Below are 18,735 nucleotides of genomic sequence, written 5' to 3'. Positions count from 1 at the left end.
GGCGTCACCGAGTTGATGCGGCAAACTGAATGTGTGAGTGTCGTATCTTCTCCAGAGCTCGGATCCATCCGCCCCGTCTTGGCCGATGCCGTGGACCTCGCGCGGCAGGCTCTGCTCGAGCTGGGAGAGGGCGGTGTCGGCGAGTACCTCGGCGTGACCGTGGAGGACGACAGTGCTGCCACCCACCGCTTCGCCAGCGATCTGGACGGCTATCGCGGATGGCAGTGGGCCGTTGTCGTCGCTGCTCCCGACGACGCCGATCACGCCACCGTCAGCGAACTCGTACTGCTACCCGGTCCCGATGCTCTCGTGGCACCGTCCTGGGTGCCCTGGGACGAGCGCATTCGACCCGGTGATCTCGGGCCGGGCGATCTGCTCTCTCCACGTCGAGACGACCCGCGGCTGGTGCCGGGATACGTCGCGTCCGGTGACCCCGCCATCGACGAGGTGGCCGGCGAGATCGGGCTCGGCCGCACTCAGGTCACCAGCCTCGAGGGACGGCTCGATGCCGCCGAACGATGGCACGACGGCGACTTCGGCCCGGACAGCGAGATGGCCAAGGCCGCGCCGTCCACGTGCGGACTCTGCGGTTTCTACCTACCCCTCGCGGGATCGCTCTCCGCAGCGTTCGGAGTGTGCGGCAACGAGTTCGCCGCCGACGGTCATGTGGTGCACGTCGAATACGGTTGCGGCGCGCACTCCGATACCGAGCTGCCCACCGGAGCGGGCTCGCCGCAGTTCGAGCCGTACGACGACGCAGCACTCGACGTCACCCCGTCGCCGACCGGTGCCGCACAGGCGAACGAGCCTACCGCGAACGACGCTGTTGCAGAAGATGATTCGGAAGCAACCGTCTCGTCGGCCGAGACGGTAGCGGTGGCGGAGTCCGAGGCACCCCAGCCCAACGCGGCAGCACCGGAATCGGCAGCACCCGAGTCGGCAGACTCCGCACCGGCAGAGCCAGAGGTGGTCGAGACCGGACACGATGCAGCTGATGCAGCGCCTTCCATTCATGCAGCCCCTTCCACTGGCGACGCCTCGTCGACTGATGACGCGTCTCCCGCAGTCGATGCCGAGACGCCCCATGTCGGTTCCGATGTCGAGCTCGTCGCCGATTCCAGTGTCGACGATGGTGTGCAGCACGAGGATTCGGCATCGCCGAGCTGATCGATCCTTTCGGTACCGGGTCGCTTCGCGAGTCGATTCTCGCGTCCTGGGGTTCCTCGCCCACGCGGCTGCGGGAAGATTCGGCATCCGAGGCAGATCTGGTGCGCGGGGGATACCGCGATCGTTTGTCGACCGAGTTGGCGCAGAACGCGGCTGATGCTGCGCAGCGAGCCGGCGTCCCGGGTCGGCTCTCGGTGTGGACCGACGAGGCGGGTGCGCTGCATGTCGCCAACACCGGTGCCGCGCTGGAGGTGTCGGGTGTGCATGCTCTCACCGCGCTGCGGGCGTCGGCGAAGGCTGCGGCCGATCCGGGTGTCGGGCAGTTCGGGGTCGGGTTCACCGCAGTGCGATCGGTGTCCGACGAGATCGAGGTCCGCTCGCACGGTGGCGGGGTGACGTTCAGCGCCGAGCGCACTCTGAGCGCGTTGCGCGAGCGGGACATGACTGTGCCGGAGTCGGGTGTGCCGGTGCTCCGGTTGGTGTGGCCTACTTCCACGCCGCCCGCTGCCGGGTTCGATACCGAGATCGTGTTGACGCCGCGACCCGATGTGAAGTCGGAATCCTTTGCCGGGGGGTTCCTCGACGAGGCCGTCGACTTGTTGCTCGAGCTCCAAGCGTTGGATTCCATCGAGATCGACGGTGTCGTCGTCGACTGTGTGAGAACGGAACTCGACGATGCACGCGTCGAGATCGCCATCGGTTCGCGAACGTGGCTGCAGTACACCACCTCGGCTGCGCGGTGGATCGTTCCGATGGTCGACGGTCTACCCGTTCCCGCAGCGCCGGATGTGTTGCGGGCCCCGACGCGGTCGGACGAGCTGTTGTCGTTGCCCGCGTTGGTCGTTGCCGATGTACCCATGCAGCCGGATCGTCGACGGGTGTTGCCCGGCGTCTCTGTCGCCGAGGTGGCCCACGGTTATCCCGATTTCGTGGCGTCGTTGCCTGCGTCCGCGCGAGTGTCGTTCGTACCCGAGGTCGGGTTCGCGCGCAGTGCGATCGACGGTGAGCTACGTGAGCTGATCTTTCGCCGATTGTCCACCGCACCATGGCTTCCCGCTGCCGACGGACCCGATCTCGTACCAGAACGTGCGCATGTTCTTGCCGATGCCACCGAGGAACTCGCCGCGGTGTTGCTCGATGTGGTCCCGAATCTGGTGGACGCCGCCCTGTCGGGCGCGCGGCACGCGTCGGCGTTGTCGGCGGTGGGAGTGCACCGCATCGGGTTGGCGCGGTTGGCCGAGATGCTCGGCGGGCAGGCCCGTGAGCCGGCCTGGTGGCGGCGACTGTACGACGCGTTGACTCCGCTCGTCGTCGACGGGTTGGCAGCGGAAGAACTTGCTGCGCTGCCGGTTCCGCTTGCGGACGGTCGTACGGTCACCGGTCCACGGACTACCGTCGTCGGGTCGGACGCGTCGGCCGAGGTCACGTGGGTACGCCTGGTGCATCCGGATGCGGTGAGTCCGTTGTTGATTCGGCTGGGTGCGCGGGAGGCCACTGCGGCCGAGCTGTTGTCGGATCCCGCCCTCGAAGCGGCCCTCGACGATCTCGATTGGGACGGCGACGAGGTGGATGGCCTGGTGTCGGCAGTGCTGGCGCTGGCGGGGGAGGCGGGAGAGCTTCCGGGGTGGCTCGGGAGTCTGCCACTCGAAGACGACGAGGGCGAATTGCGCAGTGCGGACGAACTGTTGCTGCCCGGTGCACCGTTGGCGAGGCTGTTGGTTCGGGATTCGCCGTTCGGTGTTCTGTCGGCGGCCTCGGTGGCCAGGTTCGGTGAGCGGGCCCTGCGCGCGGTGGGCGTCGGCTGGGGGTTCTCGGTGGTGCGCGACGAGTGTCCGACGGGGCCGGATCACGACCTGGACGACGAGCCCGCCTGGTGGTCGAGTCTGGCCACGGAGCCGGAAACCCTTGTTGCGGTTCGTGATCTCGACCTGGTCCGGTCGGATGCCTGGGCCGAAGCTCTGACGATTCTGCTCGACGAACCGAGTACCCGTGCAGCCATGACCGACCGGGACGGCTACACGGCATGGTGGCTGCGACGTCATGCGCTGATCGACAACCGCTCGCCGACCACGTTCCGGGCGCCGTCGGACGAGACGTTCGCCGGTCTGCTCGATCCGTTGGATCATCCGCGCGCCGACGAACTGCACGCGGTGCTCGCCGCGTCGACGTGTGAGGGCGTCGAGAGCGCGCGGGTGTTGTTGCGTGCACTCGAGGACCCGCAGCGACATCCGACGGCGGCGGTGATCGCGCGCACGCACACGCTGATCGCCAGTGCCGTCCTGGATCGACGCATCGACGTGGCGGATCTCGATCCACCGGATCGCGTGCGCACTCTCGGCGGCACCGTGGCCGATGCGTCGGACGGGTTGGTCGTCGATGCGCCGTGGCTGGCACCGGTCGTGCCACCGGAGGTGGCGGTGCTCTCGGACATGACCACGGCAGCCGCGCTGGCCGACGTCCTCGACATCAGGCGGGCGTCGGAGGCCATCACCGGCGAGGTTCGCGGAGTCGGACGCGTCAGTTCGTGGGATCGAGAGCCCGGGGCCGTGCTGGCCTGTGCGGTGCTCGGGCTACCGCTGCCGACAGGTTCGGTGGTGGTGCACCGCGAACTGGTGGTGCGGTTGTCGGGAGCTGTCAGCGGTGACCGCGCTGTGCCGTGGTGGGTGACACCGGACGGAACAGTGCATTGTGTGGAAAGTTGGGAGCGACCTCGTGGGGCCTGACCATGCCGTGTTGGAGTGGATGGTCGAGCATCGAGTCGGCTGGGTCACGACGATGTTCTGGATCATCACCACGGTGGGGAACACCTTTATGATGTTCGTGTTGTCCGCGGGGGCGTGGGGCGCGTTGCTGACGTCCAAGAGGACTGTCGACGCGTGGATGGTCGCGGGTTCGATGCTCACCGGGTGGGGGCTGATGAATGCGCTGAAGTTCGCGTTCGCGCGGGAGCGTCCACCGATTCCTGAACGCCTGGTGGAGATTTCGAGCCATTCGTTTCCGTCCGGCCACGCGACGATGTCGATGTTGCTTGCCACGGTGGCGATCGCGGTGATGCTGCGATCGTCCACTCCGTGGCTGCATCGGCCGGTGCTACTGGCGTTGCCTGTGGTCGCGGCCCTGCTGATCGGATTCTCTCGGATCTATCTGGGTGCGCACTGGACGACGGACGTGCTGGCCGGCTGGGTGTTCGGTGCCCTGTGGGGGCTGGGTTGGATCTACGCCGAAAAAGCGATCAGCGCGAGAAATCCGAGCGCTGCGCGATGACGAGGAGCTCGTCACGCATGGCCGGGCTGGAGACAGCGTTGGCGCGTGCGTAAAGGGCGCGGAGCGAGCGGACGTGGTTGCGGCGGTTGCGGTACTGAGCGACGAACTTCATGGCCTGTGCTTTCGTGGATCAAAGGTTATCGAAACTGACATAACCTATGCTCCACGTTAACTCTGTGTTACTCAACCGGCTGAGGGGTTAGTTTGCCCACGTCAGAAGGGTTTTCGTGATCGGGCTAACGTGATCCTGATCTCAATCGAGGCCGCGTTGGGCGGTTCTGCTGCCGCGTCGTGACGCGGCCCTCTGCGCCAGGAACAGAGCGAACCCGACAGCGCCGACCGCGATGCCGGACCAACACGTCGCCACCGCGTCGTCGCTGCGGTCGCCGGTGGCGGTGAACACGACCAGCGCAACGATCCAACCGAGGATGCCGATCGTCAACACCGGCACCGGATCGGTGAGGCGGGGCGGGATCTGCGGGACGTCGGCCACGAATTCACGCTACGCCACCATATTTCGCCAACCCTCGCGGTGTGCTTTATCTTTCACTCATGCCTATGTCGTCGCGATTACTCGACAACTACTTCAAGATCACCGAGCGCGGCTCGACTGTGGGTTCCGAGGTTCGCGGCGGTGTCGTCACTTTCGTGGCGATGGCCTACATCGTCGTGCTCAACCCGCTGATCCTCGGTAGCTTCTCCGCCGACGACGCAGCTGCCAAGACCGACGTGCTCGGCAACATCCTGCCCGTCGCCCAGGTTGCCGCCGTGACGGCACTGGTCGCCGGGTTCATGAGCATCGCGTTCGGCATCATCGCGAACTACCCCTTCGGTATCGCGGCCGGCCTCGGCATCAACACTCTCCTGGCCGTCACCATCGCTCCTCAGGTCAGTTGGCCCGAGGCCATGGGCCTGGTCGTCATCGACGGCATCATCATCGTTCTGTTGGCCGTCACCGGCTTCCGGACGGCGGTGTTCAACGCGATTCCGCCCGAACTGAAGGCCGCGATCGCCGCAGGCATCGGTGCCTTCATCGCGTTCATCGGCCTGGTCGATTCCGGCTTCGTACGCCGCATCCCCGACGCCGCAGGCACGACGGTTCCCGTCGGCCTCGGCATCGACGGGTCCATCGCGTCGTGGCCGACGGTGATCTTCGTGTTCGGGTTGTTGCTGATGGGTGTGCTCGTGGTGCGCAAGGTCCGCGGCGGTCTGCTGATCGGCATCGTGGTCACGACGGTGTTGGCGGCCATCATCGAGGCGGTCACCGACGTGGGGCCGTCGAACGGCGTCGACCCCAAGGGCTGGAACCTGTCCGTGCCGCAGCTGCCCAGCGTTCTCGTACAGTCGCCGGACCTGTCGCTGGTGGGCAACGTCGACCTGTTCGGTGCGTTCACCCGCATCGGTGTGCTGGCCGCGAGTCTGTTGGTGTTCACGCTCGTCCTCGCGAACTTCTTCGACGCGATGGGAACGATGACGGGTCTGGGTAAAGAAGCGAATCTCGACAAGGACGGCACGCTGCCCAACATCGGCAAGGCGTTGGTCGTCGAAGGTGCCGGAGCCATTGCGGGCGGCGGCGCGTCCGCATCGTCGAACACGGTGTTCGTCGAGTCGGCCTCGGGAATCGCGGAAGGCGCACGCACCGGACTGGCCAACGTCGTCACCGGCCTGCTGTTCCTGCTGGCAATGTTCTTCACCCCGCTCACGGCGGTCGTCCCCATCGAGGCGGCTGCTCCAGCGCTGGTGGTGGTGGGTGCACTGATGATCGGTCAGGTGCTCCACATCGACTTCAAGCGCTTCGATTACGCGCTGCCGGCCTTCCTCACCATCCTGGTGATGCCGTTCACGTACTCCATCGCGAACGGTATAGGCGTCGGTTTCATCACTTGGGTCGTGCTCGCCGTCGGTTCGGGCCGAGCGAAGACGGTACATCCCCTGTTATGGGTCGTCGCGTTGCTGTTCGTAGCGTTTTTCGCAGTCGGTCCCATCACGGATGCGGTTACCTGATGCTGGGTCGGTACCAGGGCGTATTCTCTGCGCTGTGACGTCGGGAAACAGTGTGAAAGACAATCGGGAATTGGCAAGCGACCTGTCGCTTGCGGTGGTGAGGTTGACTCGCCACCTTCGAGGTAGGCGAGTGGACTCGCAAGTGTCGCTCACTCAGCTGTCGGCTCTGGCCACGCTGAGTAGGGAGGGCGACATGACGCCTGGCGCGTTGGCGGCTCGGGAGCGGGTTCAACCCCCGTCGATGACGCGGGTGATCGCGTCGTTGGCCGAGCTGGGTCTGGTGGAGCGCACGCCGCATCCCACCGATGGCCGTCAGGTGATCGTGTCGTTGTCGGCGGCCGGCAAGGAACTGATCGCGGACGAGGCGAGTGCTCGCGAGGCGTGGATGACCGCACAGCTGGCAGGCCTCGGACCCGAGCAGCTCGCGACGCTGCGAGATGCAGTGAGCATCATCAGCGCATTGGTCAGCGACTCCGAGTAGTTACCTAGGTTTATTATTTGACCTGTGGCTCCAGTTTCACGTACGTCCGGCGCGACGATGTTCGCTGCTCTGAAGACTCGCAACTACCGATTGTGGGCGTCGGGGCAGATCGTCTCGCTGGTCGGAACGTGGATGCAGCGGGTGGCCCAGGACTGGCTCGTGCTGACGCTCTCCGGCGGCAACGGCTTTGCCGTCGGCATCGTCATGGCCCTGCAATTCGGGCCGACGCTGTTTCTGTCGGTGTGGGGCGGAGTACTCGCAGACCGGTACGACAAGCGCAAACTCCTCATGATCACCCAGGTGTTCGCCGCAGTCTGCGGTCTGGTGCTGGGTGTGCTCGATGTCGGCAACATGGTCGAGCTCTGGCACGTCTATGTCATCGCCTTCATCCTCGGCTGCTCGTCTGCCATCGACGCGCCGGTGCGGCAATCGTTCACCATCGAGATGGTGGGCAAGGAAACTCTGTCCAACGCGATCGCGTTGAACTCGATGACGTTCAACATGGCGCGGATCGTCGGGCCTGCGGTGTCGGGAGTGCTCATCACCCTCGTCGGTACCGGCTGGGTGTTCCTGATCAACGCGGTGTCGTTCGCCGCGGTGTTCGGTGCCCTCTTGGCGATGAACGTCGGTCAACTCTTCCGTGTCGAACCGGCACCGCGCGCCAAAGGGCAGGTACGGGAGGGCTTTCGCTACGTCTGGGGGCGGGGAGACCTACGAGTGTTGCTGGCGACGGTGTTCATGGTCTCGACGTTCGGTCTCAATTTTCCGCTGAGTCTGTCGGTGCTGGCGCGCAACACGTTCGGCAGCGGAGCCGACGCATACGGGTTGCTGTCGACCACCCTCGCGGTCGGCACGCTCGCGGGAGCGACCCTGGCGGCCCGGCGCGCCACCGCCCCTCGATTGCGGCTCTTCATCGGTGCGGTCATCGCGTTCGGTCTGTTCGAGCTACTCGTGGGATTGATGCCCAATTACGTTCTCGTGGCAGTGCTGTTGGTGCCCACCGGCGCATTGACGCTGACGTTCACGACGTCGGCGATGAACATTCTGCAAATGTCGGTGCCGTCCGACATGCGCGGCCGCGTGATGGGCATCTACATGCTGTGCTTCCTGGGCGGAACTCCGCTGGGCAGCCCGGTGCTCGGCTGGCTCGCCGACGCCCTCGACCCACGCGCACCGCTCCTGTTCGGCGGTGTCATCTCATTGGCGACGGGACTCTTCGCTGCCGTGTATCTGCTGCGGCACAACAACTTGCGGATCACCGTGGTGCCGCCCGCCGACGGTCATCGGCTGCCCACACTCGATACCGTAGCCGCGACCGCCAAGGTGTGAGGCGTTCAGATCCAGCCGTGGCGTCGGGCCAGTGCGCAGGCCTCGTGCCGGTTCGCCGCTCCGAGTTTCGCCGCTGCCGCAGACAGATAGTTGCGGGTGGTCCCAGGCGACAGATGCGCACGCTGTGCGATCTCCGCTATCGATGCGCCGTCGGCGGCGAACTCGAGCACATCGGCTTCCCGCGGTGTGAGCGGTGAGTCCCCGGCCCCGATGGCTTCCGCGGCGAGCGTCGGGTCGACGTAGCGCCCGCCGCCGTGCACGGTGCGCACCACCTCGGCCAGGGTGGCGGCGGAGGTGGTCTTGGGGAGGAACCCGCGCACGCCGGCTTCGAGCGCCTTCTTCAGGTAGCCCGGCCGACCGTGGCTGGTGACGATGATCGACGCGCAGGTGGGCAGTGTCTCGGCAATTTTCTGCGCCGTCTCGATGCCGTCGATCCCGCCCATCTGCAGGTCCAGCACTGCCACGTCGGGTGCGAGGGCCGCGGCAACCGTCAGGGCCTTCTCGCCCGAATCGGCCTGTCCGACGATCTCGATGTCGTCCTCCAGATCCAGCATTGTCGCCAGCGCCGATCGAATCAGGTTCTCGTCGTCGGCCAGTAGAACTCGAATCATGGTGTGGTCCTCGGGTTCTGGGGCGATGTGGGCAACACTGCGATGAGGGTGAATTTCTCGGTTGTCTGTTCCGTGCGCAGTTCCCCTCCGACCGCGACCAAGCGTTCCCGCAGGCCGCTCAGACCCGTGCCGTCGTTGCGGCCGTTCGGCGCACCGGGGTGGTCGTTGGTCAGTCGAATACTGCTGTCGGTCAGTTCGATTCGGCAATAGGTGGCCGCGGAGTGACGCAGTATGTTCGTCACGCCTTCACGAACCACCCAGGCGGCCGCCTCGGCCGCGCGCTCGGACAGTGCCGAGGTCTCGCCGGTGAGCTCGGTGGATATCCCGGCCGCCGACAGGAGCGAGCGGGCACCGTCGAGTTCGCCTGCGACATCCACCGATCGATAGCCGCGCACCAGCTTTCGGGCGTCGGTCATCGATTCCTGCGCCAACGCGCGCACCTCGTCCATCTGCGTCGCGGCGCGGTCGTCACCCCGACGGGCCAGCGTTGCGGCAAGTTCGCTCTTGACCGCGATGGCCGAGAGCGCGCGTCCGACGACGTCGTGCAGATCGCGCGAGAACCTCAGGCGCTCCTCGGCGACGGAGAGAGCTGCGGCTGCGTCGCGGGTGGCGTCGAGTTCGGTCACGATGCGCAGCAGCCACGCCGACAGTTGCACGGTGAAGGCCATGAAAGCGATGAAGACGCCGAGTATTACCGTTTCCAGCGCCGGGGTTCCCACGGCCGCGGCAATCGCGGCGGCGGCCACGGCTGCCGCGAGAGACCAGCGCAATCGAATCAGGGTCGCGACCGCGGTGGTGACGAGTACCGCGGCCCAGAGTGCATTGCTCGTCGTCCCTCCGGCAACCAGCACCACAGCGGCGACGGCCGTGATCGCCAACGGGATTCGAGGGTTGGCCGTCGACTCGCCGCCGAGTGCCGGGGTGCGCTGAACGACCACGAAAGCGGCGGCGGCACACACCGCTGCCGCCACCGTCGATCGATAGTCGTCGTACTGAAGCGTCGTCAGCATCGCGCCGACGGCGACACCGACGGTGATCAGCAGGAACGATTGGCGGGTGTAGACGCGTACCTTCTCCACTGCACTGCTGTCGTTCCAGCCGTGCAGTGGATTGAGGTACTCGTACAGCTTCATGATCTCCAGCCTTGCAGACGGGCGACGACAGTGCGATCAGGACCGCGGTTCCCAGCGGAAGTGGGTGCGGGCGATCAGCAGGCTGCCGAGAATCCAGGCCAGCATCACCGCCGCCGGCATGGCGGCCTCGCCGAAGGTGGCGGCGAACCCGACCGACGCGTCGCCGGGGGTGGTGGTACCGAACCAGCCCAGATTCAACAGGTCCGACACCGCGGCCATGGGAGTCAGCTCGACGACTCGGCTCAGTGAATCCGGGAGAACGTCGCGCAGCATGGCCGAGCCGGCCATGGCGATCAGAATGACCGGCAGGCTGGTGATCTGCGCTGCTTCCGCATTACGGGTGAAGGCAGACGTGATCAACGCCAGTGCGGCGAACAGTGCCGCGCCGCCGAGGAGGGCAACAGCGACGAGCAGGACGTTGGTGGGAATGGGCCCACCGAAGGCCAGCACTACAGCTCCGACGATCAAGCCCAGTACGACGGTGAGGACGAACGAGGGGACCGCCGGCCCCAGCAGAATCTGAATGTCCGAGCTTTCGCCGGTGCGAAGTCGCTTGAGTACCAACTCGTCTCGACGTGTGGCGTAGATCGAGAGCATGTTGTAGTAGACCATGAACACCAGCAGGAACAGCGCGAAGAACTCGAGTGCCGCTCCCACGCCCACGTCGGTCAATCCGTCGTCGCCCCGACTGCTGATGATCAGCATGACCACCGGTAGCACGAGAGGTATGACGGTCGCGTTGAACAGTAGTACTCGGTTGCGTCCGAGCAGTGTGAATTCTGCTCGCGACAGGGCGGTCATCGTGCTCATGCGCTCATCACCTCGGTCTTGTCGGTAGCTGGGTCGTTCACGTCGGAGTTGTCGAATTCGTCTGCGATAGAGAGGAACACGGTTTCGAGCGATGCCGCGCGGGCGTCCAGTCCGTGCAGGGTCACCCCGTTGTTCCGAGCCCACAGCAGCAGATCGGTCAACGTCTCCTGAACCGAGGACGTCTGGATCGAGACCGTCTCTCCCGAGACGTCCATGGATGTGCCCGGCAGCGGCGGCAGTGCCGTTCCGGGGGCCTTCAGTTCGATCTTCGCAGGATGGTCGGCGACCACCTCGTCCACGGTGCCACTGCGAACGACTCTGCCGCGGTGCATGATCGCGAGTCGATCGCACAGCGATTCGGCCTCGTCGAGGTAGTGCGTCGTCAACATGATCGTGACGCCGGAGTTCTTCAGTTCCTGGATCAACCGCCATGTGTTGCGGCGACTTTCGGGGTCGAGACCGGTGGTCGGCTCGTCCAGGAACAAGATGCGTGGACGGCTGATGATCGCGCATGCCAGGTCCAGCCTGCGCTGCTCGCCGCCGGACAGGAATTTGACCCGCGTATCGGCACGGTCGGCCAGGTCCACGCGACCGAGCACCTCCGCCACCGGCAGCGGATGGCTGCAGGTGCCGGCCCACATCCGAAGACTCTCGGCGGTGGTCAGATCCTGAGGCAGTCCGCCCTTCTGCAGCATGATTCCCAGAGCAGGCCGGACCTTGCGGCGATCGGCCACCGGATCCATTCCCATGATCCGCACCGTGCCCTTGCTGGGTCGCGAAAGGCCCTGAATCACTTCGAGAGTGGATGTCTTGCCCGCACCGTTGGTGCCCAGTAGGCCGAACAGCTCACCCTCCGCGACATGGAGATCGAGAGCCTGGACGGCCTCGTAGGCGTTCTTGCCCGATCCGTACCGGCGCGTCATCCCGTCGACGTCGATGATGGTCATGATTGCGTCCCCCAGTGGCGCAGTCCGATGACGAACCGGACACCCATGAAGGCCACGATGACGCCCAGTGCGACGAACGCCGGAACGGACGGCCCCACAATCGCGAACAACACGGCGATGATCGCGATGCTGATGACGATGACGACGATCTCACGCGCCATCGTCGGAGCAGGCCCGAGCTCCATCAGATCGGTGAACAGATTTCCTTCGTCTGGTTGCTTCATGACTACGATCCTGCTGCGCGTCGAGCCCCGAAAACAGTGCAGCGCATCATGACCTGAGGTGACAGCGTCACGGTCCAGCCATGACAAACGTCATGCGCGCGTGTCTCCACCCGATCTCCACCCGTGGGTCGATGTGCCCCCACCGCGATCTTCGTAGCGTTGCTGCCATGAACATTGCAACGATTGCTCTCGTAGTCCTTCTGGTCGGATACCTGCTGGTGCGGCGCATGACCGGCCAGCTCATGGAAGCTCGGCGCATGCTGGTGCTTCCGGCGATCCTCGCCGTCGCCGGACTGGCGTCACTGAATTCGACGGCGCTCTCGGCCACGGCGATCGGGTTCTTGCTCCTCGGCTGTGTCGTCGGAGCCGTGTTCGGGGTGGTCCGCGGCTACACCGTCCGGATCGCCGAGCGGGACGGAGCGGCATGGATGCGTTACTCGTTGGCGTCGGTCGGCCTGTGGGTGGCCGCGATCGCGGTGCGCCTCCTCCTCGTGCCGGTGGAGAATGTCGTGGATCCGGCAGCAGCGTCGGTCGCCGGGCAGGCCACCATGTTGGCCGTGGGGGTCGGATTCCTCGCCGAGTCGGTCGTGGTGCTCTACCGAGCCATGCATTCCGAGGCCACCATCGTGTGGCGAGCCGACAAGTCCGGCAACCACACGTTGTCGCCTACGCTGGCCGACATGCACAGTCGGGTTCGCGAAGGACGGGCGAAGATTCGGTGACGTCGGCACCCACGCCGGACGTACGGTTACCCGCACTCGACAGCTTCCGGCTGTCGAGTCGGCCGTATGTCACGGCCGTCGTCGTCGTGGCGGCGTTCGCGACGTCGGATCTGCACGATCCGCTCGTGCTCACGCTGCTCGTCGTCAACAGTCTCGTACTGGCGGCCTCGACGGTGTCGCGACGGTCGACCGGTCTCCGGCTCTCGCTCGCCGGGGCCGGCATCGCACTGGTCGCCTCCGCCGCGATTCTTCCTCTGGGCGGAACCGGGGTCGCAGCAGCGTTTCCGTTCCTGTTCGCCGGACATGCCGGGTGGCGGTTCAAGCCGTCGATTGCGTTTCCGTATGCGGTGTCGCTCAGCGTGGCGTGCGCGTGCGCGCTGTGGATCGCCGATCACCACGGTGTCGACGGGTGGCCATGGGCCGCCGGTCTTTTCGCCGGGTGGCCGGTACTGATCGGGTATTCACGACGCAGTCGTCTGGACGCACTGCGCAATGCCCGGCGCGCCACCGACGCCGAATTGCGCGAGCATGCCCTGGCCGAGCGGGCCCGTATCGCACGCGACATCCACGACGTTCTCGCGCATTCGCTGTCCGGGGTCAACATGCAGCTCGAAGTCGCCGACGCGTTGCTCGACGCCGGTCGCGCCGACGAGGCCAGAGCCGCGGTGGGCAAGGCACAGAGCCTGGTTCGCGAGGGCCTCACCGAAACCCGCAGGGCCGTGCAGACTTTGCGTCAGGACGTGCTGCCCCTGGTGCCGACGATGGCCGCTTTGGTGGACGCGGACGGGAACTTCCGGGTCGAGGGCGAGGCTGTCGATCTCGATACGCCGCAGTCGCAGTTCCTTGTTCGGTGCGCGCAGGAGGCGCTGACCAATGCCCGTACTCATGCTCCCGGAGCGGCAGTCGACGTAGTGCTTCGCTTCGCGGCAGAACAGGTGGAGCTCTCCGTGACCAACGGCCCGGCTCCGTCGCCGCCGAAACCGGTCGACAGTACCGGAATGGGTTTGGTCGGCATGCGCGAGCGCGCCGCACTGGTCGGCGGGTCGATCGCGGCGGGTCCGGACGGGCGGGGTTGGACGGTCCGTGCCACAGTTGCTGTGCCGCAACCACACTGAAGACAACACGAAGGTGAGGTTATGAGCATTCGGATAGTGATCGCCGACGATCAGGCGTCGGTGCGCGAGGCGCTGGCGACGATGCTCGATCTGATCGACGACATCACCGTCGTGTCGACCTCGACGGACGGCGATGGCGCGGTCGCCGCAGTGCAGGCCGCGATGAGTACCGAATGCCTCGATGTCGTGCTGATGGACCTGCGGATGCCGGGCACCGACGGGATAGAGGCGACCCGAATACTGAAGGGGCTCTTCCCCGATCTACCCGTGGTGGTGTTGACGACCTTCTCCGACGAACGCTCGATACTCGATGCACTCGGTGCGGGCGCACGCGGATATCTCACCAAGGACGCCGGAAGGGTCGAGATAGCGGCGGCATTGCGGGCGGCGGCAGCCGGGCAGTCCGTACTGAATCCGGAGGTACAGGCGCGGCTGCTCGGAGCCGTCGAGCACTCCCGTCCGCCCGAAATTCCGGCTGGTCTGACTCCGCGTGAGGTCGAGGTCCTACGCGCGATCGCGGCCGGTCTGTCGAACCGCGAGATCGCTCAGCAGATGTTCGTCAGCGAGGCGACAGTCAAGACACACATCAACCATCTGTTCGCCAAAGCCCGACTGCGAGATCGAGCGCAGGCCGTGCACTTCGCCTTCACGCACGGGCTGGCAGGGTAGTCGCTCAGAAACCCCAACCCATGACGGCGGGACGCGCTGTTCCGAACGTCAGGTCGAGTGCGTGCAGTGATTCTTCGTTGCGGGCGGTGAGGCGGTTTGCTGCGGCGAACAATCGGGCTCGGTGGGTACCGAAGTAGATGCTGGCGAGCACGTCGATGTCGAGTTCGATGTCCGGCTCGGATTCCACCCGCGTGCAGGTGGCTCTGCCGTCCGTGACGGTCAGCGAATAGGTACCGCCTGCGTCGAGGAAGGGATCCCGGACGGCGATGATCAGTGATGTGTCGAGGGCATAGGTGCGCGCCTCGAGGGCAGCCTCGACATGCATAATCCGGGCCCACAGAGCGTCGTGGTGAGCGGTGACCTTCGGCAGCCGGTTGTTGGTCAGCAGGAACGGCAGTGCCTCGTCGCGTGCCTGCCGTACCTCGATGGTGTCGACCAGGTCCACGCCGACGAGGATCTGCCACAGCGCGGCGTAGGCATCGTCGGTCACCGCGATGAATTCCTCCACCACGACCCGGCTCGGGTTGCGTCCGCGTCGGTAGGCGACGTATCCGTCGGGATGTACGACGAAGAACAGTGCGGTCAGTCCGCCGCGTCGGTTCTCGCGATCGGCGAAGAAGCGCTCCCAGCGGATCGGCGGCTTGGGCTGCGCGCCTGCGGTCTGCTGCTGCCACCGGTGGTAGATGTCCGGAAGCAGTTCGGTGGCCTCGGCCGATTCGATCAGCCGCACACCCGTCGCCGGGGGAGCGTCCTTGCGGAACTGCGCGAACCGACGGTCGATCGAGACGCTGATCTCCTCGGTCACCGGCCCATACCCGAAGCGTCCGTAGATCGTCGCCTCGCTGGCCGTCAGCAGTGACAACGGTGCGCCGGCGTCGTTCAGAGCGCGATGCTGCTGGGTGAACATCGATCGCAGGATGCCGCGTCGGCGATGTGTCGGCGCGACGGACACCCAGGACACTCCCGATGCCTCGACCTGAGCTCCGCCGGGAACGGTCACCGACATCGGGAAGTGCATGGCCACACCGACCGGGGTCTCGCCGTCCCACGCCAGGTAGACGTGCTCGGACTTCGTCAGGATCTGCGTTTCGGCCAGGTCCTCGGCGTTCTGGTGCTCGCCGAACGCATGGGCGTCGAGCAGCGCGACGGCATCCCAGTCGTCGTCGGTGGCGGTACGGATGGTGATCGATTCGTCGGTAGTCATCGCTCACAACTTTTCCATACCGGGGTGGTGGTTCGCCGAGGGACTGCCAGAAATGCCGGGTGAGAAGATGAGCAGGTGGTGCATGTAATCGACATCGACGATCCCCTCGACCCGCGGCTCGACGACTTCCGCGACCTCAATTCCTCGGACAGGCGCCCCGATCTGCCCGAGGGCAAAGGGTTGGTGATCGCGGAGGGCGTGCTCGTCGCGCAGCGCCTGCTGAGCTCGCGTTTTCCGATGATCAGCCTGCTCGGCGTGGATCGACGGCTCGACGCGTTGCGCGAGGACCTCGCCGATTCGGATGTTCCGTTCTATCGGACGTCGGCCGAGGTGATGGCCGAGGTCGTCGGCTTCCACCTCAACCGTGGTGTGTTGGCGGCGGCGAACAGGCCGCCGGCCCTCGATCTGGACGAGGTGCTGGCGGGCGCGAGCACGGTCGCGATTCTGGAAGGCGTCAACGATCACGAGAATCTCGGGTCGATGTTCCGCAATGCGGCCGGTCTCGGGGTGGACGCGGTGTTGTTCGGGGCCGCCTGCGCCGATCCCCTGTACCGACGGTCTGTCCGGGTGTCGATGGGGCATGTGCTCCGAGTGCCGTTCGCGAAGGTGCCCGAGTGGCCTCGTGGCCTCGATCGGGTGCGGCGGCACGGTTTTCAGCTGATCTCGCTGACACCGAACCCGGAGGCGGTGTCCTTGGCGACGGCGATGACGGGGGAGAAGGTCGCGTTGCTGCTCGGTGCCGAGGGGCCCGGTCTGACCGAACACGCCATGCGCGCCACCGATATTCGCGCTCGTATTCCGATGGCGCCCGGTACCGATTCGCTCAATGTTGCGACGGCCGCGGCGATGGGCTTCTACGAACGGGTGCGTCTGACGTGAAGGATCCGGACGTTCGCTGGACCGGTGTCCCGGTTGCCGTGATCGCGGCGATCCTCGTCGCGGTGGCACTGACGGCGTTCGGCCTGGAACTGGCCAGAGTTCATCCGCTGCTCGCGATCGGCCTCAACCTCGTCGTCGTGGCAGGCGCAGCCCCGACGGTAATGCGGTGGTTCGGCGTTCCGGTATGGCGTTGGGCCGTGTACGGAGCGAGCGCCGGTGCGCTTCTGAGTTTCGTGGCACTGGCGGCTCTGGCGTTCTGAGCCGGCCCGGGCAGGGGTGCGCACTACCGGCGACGATCGGCGGAATCCCGTCGATTGCCGGTCGTTGTGTGCAACGGTGCCCACCCGAGCCACTATTTGCGGGAGAACCAGCGCTTCTTCGGTCGCGGTGCGGGCTCGGCCGAGTCCGCTGCGGGTGCATTCTGGACCGGAACGGTCTGGGGCCGCGGCTCTTGCCCCGGCACGTACATGGTGAAACCGCAGACAGGCAGCGCATTCGGGTCGAGCTCGCCGGGCTTCGGGGCACCGGTGTAGCGGAAGCCGAGCCATTCGGCGTTGGCGGCTTCGGCGAATTCCTGGGGGTGGAACGGCAGTGACTGCGGATCCGGCATCACTCCGGGCGGATAGATCAGCGGGTGGTCACCGGCCCAGAACGGACGCTCCCACACCAGAGGCAGCCCCACGTCCTCGTAGATGTAGACGGGGGTGGCGCTGAACGAGCGTCGGAATTCACCGCGCTCCCAGTAGGCGAACGCACCCCAGGCATGCTCGGGGTCCGAGGCGACGAGGTAGGTGTGCTCGGAGGCCAGTGGGCGGGTGACGGATTCGGGAAGGGTCGACGGCGTGGGCACCGACAAGTTGGATCCGCAGACGACGGTGACGCCGGGGTAGCACCCGATGAACACGTGATCGTCGTCCACACCCGCCGAGGTCGAGATGGGACCCTGCTCGAGAGGGACGGCCGTGAGATGGGGGTAGAGCCGTCCGACGAGCGCACTGGCGGCGTTCCAGTCGGAGGTGGTGGCTTCTCGCAGTACCGATATGGGATCCGGTGCGTCCACGTACCAGATCGTTGATGCTTTGGCCCCCACTACCGGCACCTCTCTCTCCGTGACTTCCATCGAAGCCTACGGTGTGGGTGTCGACACTCCGACATCGCGCGGCACATCGGTCACACGAATAACTCAGTTGTGACCGCTGCTGCGCACACCGAGCAGGACGTCTTCCCACGATGGCATGGCCGGCTTGCCGCGCTTGTCCTTGCCGCTGGTGTGACCGGCGGCAGGCTTGGGTGCGGGCCTGGGCTCCCTCGCCACAGGTTCGCGCGGCTGCTCGGGCTCGGGAGTCGGCGCATCGTCCACCTCGACGTCGATGGTCTCGGCGTCGATCTCGCTGTCGGCGGTGGTGCCGTAGTACTCGTCGAAACTCTGCTGCGAGGTCTCGTCGTCGGAGTCCTCGGCGGAGGCAAGTGCACGTACCGGGGCCAGGCCGCGAAGTTGACGTCCGAAGTCCGGGTCGATCAGTTCGCGTGCGGTGTCGTCGAGTGGAGCGATGGTGCCGCCGTGACCGTCGGGCAAGAACTGCCAGTGCGCTTTGTTCGTGGTGCGCCCTGCCTGCCACTTCAGCTGGGCGACCCACTTGTTGTCCTCGTCGCGCCAGGCGTCCCAGGCCGCGTCGTCGAGGTTGTGTCCGCGAGCGCGGAAGGCGAGGGTGACGATGTCGAGCAGGGTCTGCACAGCCGGGCCGTCGTGCCGCAGCGGATGTCCGGCCTGGGCCATCGACGCTGCCTGCGAACGCTCGAGCAGTACGGGGTGCGCGAACACCTCGACTCGGCTGATGGCCATTCCGGAATCTGCGGCGACCTGTTCGATGGTCGCGCCGCTGCGGATACGGGCCTGGATTTCCTTCGGCCGGAGCAAACTGTCCATTTCGATCTCAATCTGTCCTAGTCGAGCGATGTCTCCGCGTGAGGCTGCGCGGAGTTTGTCGTCGGCTGGAAGCCGGAATCTGTCGCCGGTTTTGGGATCTGCGCACACGACGAACTTTCCGTCGGCCTCGAGACCCACCACACGTAAGTCTCGCACCTTGACCTCCTCATCGCGCCGGCTCGCGATACCGTCGAATTCGAGCCTAGTTCACCTACCGTATTCGGCGGGTGTCCGACACGCCTCGCGGCG

At 65.9% G+C, this 18,735-nt stretch carries 21 protein-coding genes; 11 read left to right on the top strand and 10 right to left on the bottom strand.

All coding sequences use genetic code 11. The annotated features are described in order from the left end of the window. Positions 1-15 precede the first annotated feature (15 nt). From J2X62_RS03500 to J2X62_RS03490, 3 genes are read left to right on the top strand one after another with little or no spacing between them, the layout of a single operon-like run. Positions 16-1,167, top strand: a complete 1,152-nt coding sequence (locus tag J2X62_RS03500; protein ID WP_204846612.1) for a DUF3027 domain-containing protein — start codon at positions 16-18, stop codon at positions 1,165-1,167. After that, a complete protein-coding gene (locus J2X62_RS03495) occupies positions 1,164-3,890 on the top strand; it encodes a sacsin N-terminal ATP-binding-like domain-containing protein (protein ID WP_222073567.1) in 2,727 nt (908 codons plus the stop codon). Before J2X62_RS03500 ends, J2X62_RS03495 begins: the two co-directional genes overlap by 4 nt. Next, complete coding sequence (locus J2X62_RS03490) at positions 3,880-4,431, top strand: phosphatase PAP2 family protein (protein ID WP_228139154.1); 552 nt, start codon at positions 3,880-3,882, stop codon at positions 4,429-4,431. Before J2X62_RS03495 ends, J2X62_RS03490 begins: the two co-directional genes overlap by 11 nt. Here J2X62_RS03490 and J2X62_RS03485 read toward each other — a convergent pair. Further along, on the bottom strand, positions 4,400-4,543 hold the full coding sequence (locus J2X62_RS03485; protein WP_167327272.1) for a hypothetical protein: 144 nt from the start codon (positions 4,541-4,543) through the stop codon (positions 4,400-4,402). The genes J2X62_RS03490 and J2X62_RS03485 overlap by 32 nt on opposite strands. Positions 4,544-4,684: 141 nt before the next feature. Then, entirely contained in the window at positions 4,685-4,924 is a 240-nt protein-coding gene (locus J2X62_RS03480; protein WP_027495903.1) for a DUF2530 domain-containing protein, read from the bottom strand. 59 nt (positions 4,925-4,983) lie between these two features. Between J2X62_RS03480 and J2X62_RS03475 the strand changes: the two genes are divergently transcribed. The 3 genes from J2X62_RS03475 to J2X62_RS03465 are packed head-to-tail and all read left to right on the top strand — an operon-like array spanning position 4,984 to position 8,245. Next, a complete protein-coding gene (locus tag J2X62_RS03475) occupies positions 4,984-6,435 on the top strand; it encodes an NCS2 family permease (RefSeq protein ID WP_027495904.1) in 1,452 nt (483 codons plus the stop codon). Positions 6,436-6,487: 52 nt separating this feature from the next. Then, a complete protein-coding gene (locus J2X62_RS03470; RefSeq protein ID WP_027495905.1) occupies positions 6,488-6,916 on the top strand; it encodes a MarR family winged helix-turn-helix transcriptional regulator in 429 nt (142 codons plus the stop codon). A gap of 57 nt (positions 6,917-6,973) precedes the next feature. Next, positions 6,974-8,245 (top strand): MFS transporter, encoded by a 1,272-nt coding sequence (locus tag J2X62_RS03465; protein ID WP_037219106.1) that lies wholly within the window; start codon positions 6,974-6,976, stop codon positions 8,243-8,245. 5 nt (positions 8,246-8,250) lie between these two features. Here the strand turns inward: J2X62_RS03465 and J2X62_RS03460 are convergent, their stop codons facing one another. The 5 genes from J2X62_RS03460 to J2X62_RS03440 are packed head-to-tail and all read right to left on the bottom strand — an operon-like array spanning position 8,251 to position 11,970. Next, a complete protein-coding gene (locus tag J2X62_RS03460) occupies positions 8,251-8,856 on the bottom strand; it encodes a response regulator transcription factor (RefSeq protein WP_027495906.1) in 606 nt (201 codons plus the stop codon). Beyond that, positions 8,853-9,989, bottom strand: a complete 1,137-nt coding sequence (locus J2X62_RS03455) for a sensor histidine kinase (RefSeq protein WP_027495907.1) — start codon at positions 9,987-9,989, stop codon at positions 8,853-8,855. Before J2X62_RS03455 ends, J2X62_RS03460 begins: the two co-directional genes overlap by 4 nt. 36 nt (positions 9,990-10,025) lie before the next feature. Further along, entirely contained in the window at positions 10,026-10,799 is a 774-nt protein-coding gene (locus J2X62_RS03450; RefSeq protein ID WP_032399891.1) for an ABC transporter permease, read from the bottom strand. Next, positions 10,796-11,746, bottom strand: coding sequence for an ABC transporter ATP-binding protein (locus J2X62_RS03445; protein ID WP_094694803.1), 951 nt, complete (start codon positions 11,744-11,746; stop codon positions 10,796-10,798). Before J2X62_RS03445 ends, J2X62_RS03450 begins: the two co-directional genes overlap by 4 nt. Further along, complete coding sequence (locus J2X62_RS03440; protein ID WP_027495910.1) at positions 11,743-11,970, bottom strand: hypothetical protein; 228 nt, start codon at positions 11,968-11,970, stop codon at positions 11,743-11,745. The genes J2X62_RS03445 and J2X62_RS03440 overlap by 4 nt, the downstream gene beginning before the upstream one ends. A 167-nt stretch (positions 11,971-12,137) precedes the next feature. On the opposite strand from J2X62_RS03440, the gene J2X62_RS03435 reads away from it, so the two are divergent. From J2X62_RS03435 to J2X62_RS03425, 3 genes are read left to right on the top strand one after another with little or no spacing between them, the layout of a single operon-like run. Further along, entirely contained in the window at positions 12,138-12,692 is a 555-nt protein-coding gene (locus tag J2X62_RS03435) for a CcdC protein domain-containing protein (RefSeq protein ID WP_027495911.1), read from the top strand. Then, complete coding sequence (locus tag J2X62_RS03430; RefSeq protein ID WP_310177546.1) at positions 12,689-13,807, top strand: histidine kinase; 1,119 nt, start codon at positions 12,689-12,691, stop codon at positions 13,805-13,807. The genes J2X62_RS03435 and J2X62_RS03430 overlap by 4 nt, the downstream gene beginning before the upstream one ends. A gap of 21 nt (positions 13,808-13,828) precedes the next feature. Continuing rightward, positions 13,829-14,476: a response regulator transcription factor gene (locus J2X62_RS03425; protein WP_310177543.1), complete on the top strand. Its 648-nt coding sequence runs from the start codon at positions 13,829-13,831 to the stop codon at positions 14,474-14,476. A gap of 4 nt (positions 14,477-14,480) precedes the next feature. Here J2X62_RS03425 and J2X62_RS03420 read toward each other — a convergent pair whose 3' ends face one another. Further along, a complete protein-coding gene (locus J2X62_RS03420) occupies positions 14,481-15,680 on the bottom strand; it encodes a GNAT family N-acetyltransferase (protein WP_032365886.1) in 1,200 nt (399 codons plus the stop codon). Positions 15,681-15,755: 75 nt separating this feature from the next. On the opposite strand from J2X62_RS03420, the gene J2X62_RS03415 reads away from it, so the two are divergent. Next, entirely contained in the window at positions 15,756-16,559 is an 804-nt protein-coding gene (locus J2X62_RS03415; RefSeq protein WP_032372954.1) for an RNA methyltransferase, read from the top strand. Continuing rightward, positions 16,556-16,819 carry a DUF2537 domain-containing protein gene (locus tag J2X62_RS03410; RefSeq protein WP_027495916.1) on the top strand — a complete coding sequence of 88 codons (264 nt, stop codon included), beginning with the start codon at positions 16,556-16,558 and terminating at the stop codon, positions 16,817-16,819. Before J2X62_RS03415 ends, J2X62_RS03410 begins: the two co-directional genes overlap by 4 nt. A gap of 92 nt (positions 16,820-16,911) precedes the next feature. Here the strand turns inward: J2X62_RS03410 and J2X62_RS03405 are convergent, their stop codons facing one another. Both J2X62_RS03405 and sepH read right to left on the bottom strand, forming a co-directional pair. Beyond that, positions 16,912-17,679 carry a DUF6928 family protein gene (locus J2X62_RS03405; RefSeq protein ID WP_094666165.1) on the bottom strand — a complete coding sequence of 256 codons (768 nt, stop codon included), beginning with the start codon at positions 17,677-17,679 and terminating at the stop codon, positions 16,912-16,914. A 63-nt stretch (positions 17,680-17,742) separates the two neighbouring features. After that, positions 17,743-18,642, bottom strand: a complete 900-nt coding sequence (gene sepH, locus J2X62_RS03400) for a septation protein SepH (RefSeq protein ID WP_032372953.1) — start codon at positions 18,640-18,642, stop codon at positions 17,743-17,745. Positions 18,643-18,735 lie beyond the last annotated feature (93 nt).

This window comes from Rhodococcus sp. 3258 (assembly GCF_031456475.1).
GTDB classification, from domain to species: Bacteria; Actinomycetota; Actinomycetes; order Mycobacteriales; family Mycobacteriaceae; genus Rhodococcoides; species Rhodococcoides fascians.
This window is presented reverse-complemented; position numbering and strand designations above follow the sequence as displayed.

Coding starts and splice junctions, on each gene's coding strand:
- J2X62_RS03500 (WP_204846612.1), top strand. CDS start 16: ATGCGGCAAACTGAATGTGTGAGTGTCGTATCTTCTCCAGAGCTCGGA.
- J2X62_RS03485 (WP_167327272.1), bottom strand. CDS start 4,543: ATGAAGTTCGTCGCTCAGTACCGCAACCGCCGCAACCACGTCCGCTCG.
- J2X62_RS03475 (WP_027495904.1), top strand. CDS start 4,984: ATGCCTATGTCGTCGCGATTACTCGACAACTACTTCAAGATCACCGAG.
- J2X62_RS03465 (WP_037219106.1), top strand. CDS start 6,974: ATGTTCGCTGCTCTGAAGACTCGCAACTACCGATTGTGGGCGTCGGGG.
- J2X62_RS03460 (WP_027495906.1), bottom strand. CDS start 8,856: ATGATTCGAGTTCTACTGGCCGACGACGAGAACCTGATTCGATCGGCG.
- J2X62_RS03455 (WP_027495907.1), bottom strand. CDS start 9,989: ATGAAGCTGTACGAGTACCTCAATCCACTGCACGGCTGGAACGACAGC.
- J2X62_RS03450 (WP_032399891.1), bottom strand. CDS start 10,799: ATGAGCACGATGACCGCCCTGTCGCGAGCAGAATTCACACTGCTCGGA.
- J2X62_RS03445 (WP_094694803.1), bottom strand. CDS start 11,746: ATGACCATCATCGACGTCGACGGGATGACGCGCCGGTACGGATCGGGC.
- J2X62_RS03440 (WP_027495910.1), bottom strand. CDS start 11,970: ATGAAGCAACCAGACGAAGGAAATCTGTTCACCGATCTGATGGAGCTC.
- J2X62_RS03435 (WP_027495911.1), top strand. CDS start 12,138: ATGAACATTGCAACGATTGCTCTCGTAGTCCTTCTGGTCGGATACCTG.
- J2X62_RS03425 (WP_310177543.1), top strand. CDS start 13,829: ATGAGCATTCGGATAGTGATCGCCGACGATCAGGCGTCGGTGCGCGAG.
- J2X62_RS03420 (WP_032365886.1), bottom strand. CDS start 15,680: ATGACTACCGACGAATCGATCACCATCCGTACCGCCACCGACGACGAC.
- J2X62_RS03405 (WP_094666165.1), bottom strand. CDS start 17,679: ATGGAAGTCACGGAGAGAGAGGTGCCGGTAGTGGGGGCCAAAGCATCA.